This window comes from Nonomuraea sp. JJY05 (assembly GCF_043496855.1).
Classification (GTDB): domain Bacteria; phylum Actinomycetota; class Actinomycetes; order Streptosporangiales; family Streptosporangiaceae; genus Nonomuraea.
This window is the reverse complement of sequence record NZ_JBIEIS010000047.1, coordinates 85,323-93,426: the sequence shown is the minus strand read 5'-3', so window position 1 is coordinate 93,426 and position 8,104 is coordinate 85,323. Positions and strand designations below refer to the sequence as shown.

Below are 8,104 nucleotides of genomic sequence, written 5' to 3'. Positions count from 1 at the left end.
GCGAGCACGGCGGCGTATGCCGCCGGCATCGCGATCGCGCGCGTTCACAGGGAACCCTCGGGGACGAGCGTGTAGCGGGTGAGCGCGGTCGCGTCCCAGGTCATGCGCCGGCGCCCCGCGAGCGCGCCGGAGACCTCCCGGGCCGGGACCGCTCGCTCGCCGCAAGTGACGGTCAGCGGCGGAGTGTCGCCGGGTACCTCGACGACGAGCCGTCCGTCCGACCCGGCGGTGATCGCCGCCGACGTGAGCATGCCCGCGGACCAGGCCACGGAGGCGGTGTGCCCACCGCGGCAGCGGATGCCGCGCACCGACCCCGTGTCCCAGCTCCCCGGCAGCGTCTTCAGCAGGCTGACCGCGCCTTCGTGGCTCTGCACGAGCAACTCGGTCATCCCCGCGACAGCGCCGAAGTTGCCGTCGATCTGGAAGATGTAGCCCGACGGCCGGCCGCCGTGGGGATGCAGGTCCAGCAGCGAGACGGAGCCCAGCTCGTCGAGCAGGATCGCGATCGAGCGCTCGGCCAGTTCCGGGTCGCGCAGCCGGGCGGCCAGGCACAGGATCCACGCCTGGCTCCAGCCGGTGTGTCCACTGCCGTGGTGCAGCCGGGTGGCCAGCGCCTGCCGTACCGCCTCGAAGTCGTCCGGCGTCCCCGACTCGGTGATCCGGGTGCCGGGGTAGAGGCCGTAGAGGTGGGACAGGTGGCGGTGGCCGGGCTCCTGGGAGGGCCGCCGGTCATACCACTCGAGCAGTTCGCCGTCGATCGCAACCGGACGCAGCTGTGGCAGCGCCTTCCCCGCGCGTACGGCGAGCTCGTCGTCGGCCAGCGAGCAGTAACGGGTCAGGACCTCGCGGACGAGCTCCTGGTCCATGGCCGCGCCCGCCGAGATGGCCGCCGGATTGCCTGCCTCGGTGAGGAAATGGTGTTCCGGCGAGGTCGACGGGCTCATCACCAGCTTGCCGTGGGCGTCAGGAACCAGCAAGTCCAGAGCGAAGGAGGTGGCGCTGCGCAGAGCGGGCAGGAGCAGCTCGGGTGCTCCGCCGTACTCGAGGTGGTCCCAGAGGTGGGCGGTGAGCCAGAGCAGGCCGGAGGACCAGTTGGCCCACTGCGGATCGCCGTTGACCGGGGCGCTGAAGCGCCACAGGTCGGTGTTGTGGTGAGTGGTGGCTCCGGCGGCGCCGTAGTAGTGCCGGGCCGCGTCCTGGCCGGTATCGAGCAGGCCGCCGATCAGCTCGAACAGCGGTTGGTGCAGCTCTGGCAGGCCGGCGGGCTCGGCGGGCCAGTAGTTCATCGGGAGGTTGATGTTGGTGGTGTAGTTGCTGCTCCAGCCGGGCCGCACGTCGGCGTTCCAGATGCCCTGCAGGTTGGCGGGCTGGGTGCCGGGACGGGAACTGGAGATCAGCAGGTAGCGGCCGAAGTGGTAGTAGAGCTCGGCGCGCTCGTCGGGCAGCGACAGGTCGACCCGGTCGAAGTAGCCGCGGTGGTCGGCCTCGTGCTCAGCGAGCAACTCCGCCGTGCTCCTGGACAGTGCGGCCTCGACCTGCCGGCGCGCCTGCCGGGCCAGCTCGGCGGTGTCGGCGCTGGGCCGTACGGCATGGCCGCGGAAACCGTCGGCGGCCGCGGCGACCATCCGCACCTCGCCGGATCCGGTGCTCTGGACGGCGATGACGACGGCGAAGCCCATGCCGGCGGCCACCGTGCCGTCGCGGTCGGGTGCGTCGGCGCCGTAGACGACGGCGGGCTCCCGGTCGACGTAATCGGGCAGCACGTTCGCGGGCGCCCGGCCGGTGATCGTGAGCCATTCACCGTCACGGATCACCTCGACCGGGTGTGGTGAGGTGAATGCGGGCAGTTCGAGCGGTCCGCGAGCCGAGGCGACCAGCACGCTGGCGGGAGCGGAGACGAAGCTGATCAGCTGCCCGCCGTCGTGGCTGACGGTGGTCACCGCCCGGGCGAGATCGAGCTCGCGGCGGTAGCCGGAGGGCTCCCCGCCGGAGGTGTGGCGCCATTCGATGAACCCCAGCGGCTGGTAGGCCTGGGTCCAGCCGCTGGACTGCATGCGGCGGCCGAGCCGGTCCGCGCGCTCGAAGTCGCTCGCGGCGATCGCCGCACGCAGTTCCGGCAGCAGAGCGGCGGGCGAGGGGCCCTGCTCGGGCGGCAGGGGGCCGCCCGACCAGAAGGTGTCGAGATTGAGGTCGAAACGCTCCACCTCCGGCCTGCCGTACGCCATCGCGCCGAGCCGGCCGTTGCCGAGCGGGAAGCCGTCGTGAAAGTGGGCGGCGGGTGCGTGCAGCCGGAGGAGATGTCGTGTCGTCACAGCGCGTCGTATGCCTTCTGCTGGATCTGGAGGTAGCGGGTCAGGCCCAGGCCGTTGAGCCCGTCGAGGTAAGCCTGCCAGGCGGAGTCGTCGTCGATGTTCTTCTGCCCCGCGACGAACTGCAGGCTGGACTGGTTGACGTAGTTGTCGATGTTGGTCTGCAGGGTGGCCAGCTCGCCTGCCTCCTCCGGCGCGATCTTGGTGTGCCAGATCGGGAAGATCTGGTCCTTGGGCTCCTTGCCCGCGTACAGCTCGGCGGCCTTGAAGAGGCGGCGCTCGTAGCCCGCCTGGTCGTAGATGTCGGTCGATGCCACCTGGGCGTTGCGGAACTCCTTGGTGTTGTCGTACTCCGCCATCGGCCCCCAGGCGCCCTCCCTCTTCGGCGCGTCCTCGGGCTGCGTCAGCGTCTTGAACGACGGCTTGAGGCTCTCGTCGAGCGCGACATCGCCGGGGCCCGCCTTCGCCCAGTCCTTGCCCTCCTCGCCGACCTGGCCCAGGACGTGTCCCTCGTCGGTGAACAGGTAGTCCAGCAGCTTGATCGCGGCGATCTGGGTCGCCTCGCTCGCCTTGGAGGTGATGACGAAGGAGGCGCCGGGCAGGCTGGGCAGGATGTAGGTGGCATACTGCGCGCCGGACGGGCCGGTCAGCGGGGCCACGGCGTCGTAGTCCTTGTCGCGGCCGTCCTTCTGGCCCAGGGTGACCAGCTGGGCCGGGTGGTGTACCGTCGCCGCGCCGACGACGCTCGCCCCGGCCTTGTCGCCCTTGGCCTTCATCGCGTCCCCGTTCTGGGTGAAGGCCGCCTGGTCGATCAGGCCGTCCTTGTACAGCCCCGCGATGTAGCGCAGGCCCTCGCGCCAGCCGGGCTGCACGGCCTGCAGTTGCACCTTGCCGGCGTTGACCGCCAGCGTGGAGCCGTACGCGCCGGTGGCCTGCGGGTCGTAGACGAAGGCGTTCATGAGGTACGGCAGGAGCGGGTTGGCGGTGCTCGCGCTCAGCGGGATCTCATCGGCCTTGCCGTTGCCGTTGGGATCCTTGGCCTTGAACGCCTTCAGCACCTCGCGCAGCTCGTCGGGGGTGGTGGGCTGCTTGAGTCCGAGCTTCTTCAGCCAGGCCGAGTTCATCCAGAACTTGGAGGGATAGGAGCAGTGGAAGCAGTCGTTCCACTGCGGCATGCCGTAGATCTTCCCGTCGGGCGCGGTCGCCAGCCGCTTGAAGTCGGGCGTCGACTCCAGCGCCTTCTTGACGTTGGGGGCGTACTTGTCGATCAGGTCGTTGAGCGGCACGAGCACGCCCTGCTTGCCCATGCGGATCAGCTCGGCCGGGGAGAACGCGTCGACCCACGGGATGAGCATGTAGACGTCGGGGAGATCGCCGCTGGCCAGCGAGATCTGGCGCTTCTCCTTGGCCGCGGCGCTGTCCCAGGTGGTGGTCTCGAAGGTGAGGCTCACCCCGAGCTTCTGCTGCACGCGCTTGGTGAACGGGCTGTTGCTCAGGTGCTGGTCGGCGTTCTGCTGGGCGAAGATCCTGATGGTGCCGGCCTTCTGCTCCTGCTTGGGCTCCTCGGCGGAGCAGGCGGCCAGGGCCAGGAAACCGGCGGTGAGTGCTGCGACGACTCTGACGGACACGGTGATACCTCGATGTCTGTAGGTGGGGGGTGTGTCAGCCCTTGACGGAGCCGATCATGAGGCCCTTGGTGAAGTGCCGGGCGACAAAGGGGTAGATGAGGAGCACGGGAACGGTCGAGATCACGATGAGCGAGTATTTGAGCAGATCGGCGAGTTGCTGGCGCTCCATGGCGGTGGCGACGTCCATGCCGTTGCTCTGGGTGTTGAGGATGAGGATGTTGCGCAGCACGAGCTGCAGCGGATAGAGGTCGTGGCTCTTGAGATAGAGCAGAGCGTCGAAGTAGGAGTTCCAGTTGCTGATCGCGTAGACCAGGGCGATCACCGCGATCATGGGCTTGGCCAGCGGCAGCACGATCGACCAGAGGACCCTGAAGTGGCTCGCGCCGTCGATCTCAGCGGCCTCGAACAGCTCGCGAGGGATGGAGTGGCGCAGGTAGGTGCGCGCGATGATCACCTGCCAGACGGCGATCGCGTTCGGCACGATCAGCGCCCACCGCGTGTCGATCATGCCGAGAGACTTGACGACCAGGTAGGTGGGGATGAGGCCGCCGCCGAACAGCATCGTGAAGACGATCAGCCGGGTGAGGATCGCGCCTCCGACGAAATCCGTGCGCGACAGCGGGTAGGCCAGCATGAGAGTGAGGCTGACGCTGACGAACGTCCCCACGGCCGTGTAGAAGAGCGAGTTGCCGAAGCCGACGAGGATCTGCGGATCCGACAGCGCCACCTCGAAGCCGCGCAGGGTGAAGTCCACCGGCCAGAAGGTGACCCGGCCGGAGCTGACCGCGTTCGGATCGCTGAGGGAGCTGGCCACGATGTAGAGCAGCGGCAGCAGCACGACCGCCAGGAAGGTGGCGAGCAGCACGTAGACGCCGACCATGAACAGCCGGTCCGTCCGCGATTGCCTGATCATGGTTACCAGAGCCCCGATCCGGTGACGCGCTTGGCGACCCTGTTCACGACGATGAGCAGGACGAGGTTGACGGCGGAGTTGAACAGTCCGACCGCGGTGGCCTGGCTGAAGTCGGCGTTGAGCAGGCCGACCTTGTAGGTATAGGTGGCGATGATCTCCGACTGGCTCAGGTTCAGCGGGTTCTGCAGAAGGAACGCCTTCTCGAAGCCGACGGCCATGATGTTGCCGACGCCGAGGATCAGGATGATGGCCGCGGTCGGCATGATGCCCGGCAGGTCGACGTGGATGATTTTCTGCAGGCGGGTGGCCCCGTCCACCCGGGCGGCCTCGTACAGCCCGGGATCGACGCCGGCCAGCGCGGCCATGTAGACGACGGCGGAGTATCCGGCGGTCTGCCAGATGTCGCTCCACACGTAGATGTGCCGGAAGTAGTCGGGGTTGCCGAGGAAGTCGACCGCGGGGATGCCGAACAGCCCAAGCGCGTCGTTGACCAGCCCGATGCTGGGCGACAGGACGAGGATCGTCATGGAGACGACCACGACCGTCGAGATGAAGTACGGCGCGTAGGTGACCATCTGCACGGTCCGCTGGAAGAATCCGCGCCGGATCTCGTTGAGCGCCAGTGCCAGGATGATCGGGATCGGGAAGCTAGCGAGGAGGAAGTAGGCCGACAGGATGAAGGTGTTGCTGACCAGCGTCCAGAAGACCGGGTTGTCGAAGAAGGCGCGGAAGTGCTTGAAGCCGGCCCACTCGCTCCCCCAGATGCCGTCCAGGACGCTGTAGTCCTTGAAGGCGATGACCGCGTTGGCCATCGGGATGTACTTGAAGATCGCGAAATAGGCCACCGGCACCGCGACGAGCAGGTAGAGCTGCCAGTTCCGCCGAACGCGGCGCAGGCGCGTGCTAGTGGCCATATACCCTCACCTCGATCAGTTCCGCCGGCGCGGCGGGGAAGCGCACCCACACCTCGTGGGCGACCAGACCGTCCAGCTCCGCGCGAGCCGTGCCGGCTCCGGTCAGACCGGCCGCCACCTGGGCGCCGTCGTCGATCTCGATGACGAAGGGTAGGTCGGCCCCATCACCGAACCGGGCCTCGATCCGCCGCAGCCGCCACGCACCCTCCAGGTCGACGCGGACCCACTCGCCGCTCCAGCCGTGCTCGGTGCTGTAGTCGGTGACGTTATGAGCGGGTGATCCGCTGCTGAACACCGGCCGGTCGGCTGACAGCAGCCGCTCGCTGCCGGGCCGGTAGCGCAGGCTCGGCGGCCCAGAGGGCAGTTTGCGCGGCTGACCGGTCCACTCGGGGCCACCGGTCGCCAGGATCGTGAGGGTGGCGGGCTCCAGACCCTCGGCGCTCGCGCGCAGGACGTTGACCCCGGCATAGTGGGAGCGGAACTCGATCGCCCCGATCCCGTCCACGACGGGCAGTTCGATGGAGGTACCGGTCGGAAAGAGGCCCCCACCTTCCAGGACCTCGATGGTCACCGGGCGCTCGTCGGCGACGACGGCGCCGCTCTCGTCAACGAGTTCGACCAGGAGGTGGGCGTCGTCGGTGCCGTCCGTCGCGATCGTCTCGGTGTCCGCGGTCAGCCGTACGGCTCGCGCGGTGCCCTCGATCGGCCAGGCGGGCGGCTCGATGCCGCGTAGCTTCTTGCGATACCAGTAGTAGGAGCGCAGCGGCACACGGAAGTAGTCGATGAAGCCCATCCGGCTCATGTCGGTGATGATGCTGCCATGGTGGAAGGCGCACCACAGCGCGATCCCGGCCCTCCAGGGGTGCTCGATCTCGACGCCGTCGGTGTAGCGCGGGCCGTAGACGCCGGGCCGGTTCTCGATGGCGCTGCCGTACTCGGTGACCAGGCTGGGCCAGGGCGGCTGGTGGAAGAGTGCCGCGCCGTCGCCGTTGTAGCCGGCCAGGTCGCCGAGCTCGTCGAAGCCGCCTCGCTGCGCGCCGCCGACCGCGGCGGGCCTGGTCGGGTCGAGCTGGTGAGCCAGGTCCACCAGGCGGGTGATGAGCTTCTTGGCCTCGGGCATCACCTGCGCGTCTGTGAAGAAGGGCTCGTTGCTGACGCTCCAGACGATGATGCTGGGATGGTTGCGGTTGACGCGGATCATCTCCGCCAGCGCGCGCAGGCAGCTCTCCTCGAATTCGGCCTGGTCCTCCTCATGCGGCGGGTAGGCGCTGGCGTTCCAGTAGCCCTCCGCGTCGTGGCCGCCCACGCCCCAGAAGTGCAGCTCCGACCAGAACAGCAGGCCCTGCCGGTCGCATTCGGCGGCGAACCGCTCGTGGTGGGGATAGTGGGAGCCGCGGATGAAGTTCATGCCGCACTCCTTGATCATCGCGACGTCCCGCCGGATGCCGGCGTGGCTCACCGCGTCACTCCAGCCGGCGTGGTCCTGGTGGACGTTGGCGCCGTTGATGAGGTAGTGCTCGCCGTTGAGGAAGAAGCCGCCGTCCGTGGTGAACTCGACGGTCCTGAAGCCGAAGGTCGTGCTGGCCTGCTCGCCGTTGCTCAGCCGCTGGTCGAGCCGGTAGAGGACCGGGGTGTCGGGGTGCCACCGCCGGACTTCGTCGAGGACGAGCTGCGTCCGGTGGGTTCTGGTCTCGCCTGCCTCCAGCCGGATGTGAGCGCTAACAGCTATCAGCTCGCCACCTTCCAGGCTCACCACGGACTCCAGCTGCCCGTCGAAGGGCACGTCCCCGTCGTTGACCAGCTCGGTGGCGATCTCGACGCGGTTGCCGTCTGTCGTGACCGCCGTGCCGTACCAGGCGAAGCGGGCCTTCTCACCGACGATCAGCGACACGTCGCGATAGATCCCGCCGTTGAAGACGTGCTCGCCCGCCCGCGGCGCCAGGCGCGGGTTCCATTCGTTGCTCACCCGCACGGTGAGCTGGTTGACCCCGGGCCGGATCGCCGCGGAGACGTTCATCACGAAAGCGGTGTAACCGCCGAGGTGCCGGCCTACGTGCCGGCCGTTGACGTAGACCTCGGCGTCTTGGAACACGCCCTGGAACTCCAGGGCGACATGCTTGTCGGGGTGCTCGACGACGAAGTCCCGCCGGTAGACGCCGCGCCCCACGTAGAAGCCGGATTCCAAGAAGTACGGCTGGCCGAAGGAGTGCGGCAGCCCAACGTCGCACCAGTCGCTGTCGTCGTAACCGGGCTCGGTGGCGCCGGACGGGTCACCGTAAGTGAACTTCCATGACCGGTTGATCAGGGACTTGGAGGGGGAAGGCACGATGGCGGCTCTCC

General features: G+C 68.4%; 5 protein-coding genes. All 5 read right to left on the bottom strand.

Annotated features, from left to right (window positions below; genetic code table 11):
- Positions 1 to 44: 44 nt before the first annotated feature.
- The 5 genes from ACFKCF_RS49405 to ACFKCF_RS49385 are packed head-to-tail and all read right to left on the bottom strand — an operon-like array spanning position 45 to position 8,090.
- The gene (locus tag ACFKCF_RS49405; protein ID WP_394502705.1) at positions 45 to 2,312 is read right to left on the bottom strand and encodes a glycosyl hydrolase family 95 catalytic domain-containing protein; all 2,268 of its coding nucleotides are present in this window, start codon (positions 2,310 to 2,312) and stop codon (positions 45 to 47) included.
- Positions 2,309 to 3,937: a hypothetical protein gene (locus ACFKCF_RS49400; protein WP_394502703.1), complete on the bottom strand. Its 1,629-nt coding sequence runs from the start codon at positions 3,935 to 3,937 to the stop codon at positions 2,309 to 2,311. Before ACFKCF_RS49400 ends, ACFKCF_RS49405 begins: the two co-directional genes overlap by 4 nt.
- A gap of 34 nt (positions 3,938 to 3,971) precedes the next feature.
- The gene (locus ACFKCF_RS49395) at positions 3,972 to 4,850 is read right to left on the bottom strand and encodes a carbohydrate ABC transporter permease (protein WP_394502701.1); all 879 of its coding nucleotides are present in this window, start codon (positions 4,848 to 4,850) and stop codon (positions 3,972 to 3,974) included.
- A gap of 2 nt (positions 4,851 to 4,852) precedes the next feature.
- Positions 4,853 to 5,764 (bottom strand): ABC transporter permease, encoded by a 912-nt coding sequence (locus ACFKCF_RS49390; RefSeq protein WP_394502699.1) that lies wholly within the window; start codon positions 5,762 to 5,764, stop codon positions 4,853 to 4,855.
- Positions 5,754 to 8,090, bottom strand: a complete 2,337-nt coding sequence (locus tag ACFKCF_RS49385) for a glycoside hydrolase family 2 TIM barrel-domain containing protein (protein WP_394502697.1) — start codon at positions 8,088 to 8,090, stop codon at positions 5,754 to 5,756. The genes ACFKCF_RS49390 and ACFKCF_RS49385 overlap by 11 nt, the downstream gene beginning before the upstream one ends.
- Positions 8,091 to 8,104: the final 14 nt, after the last annotated feature.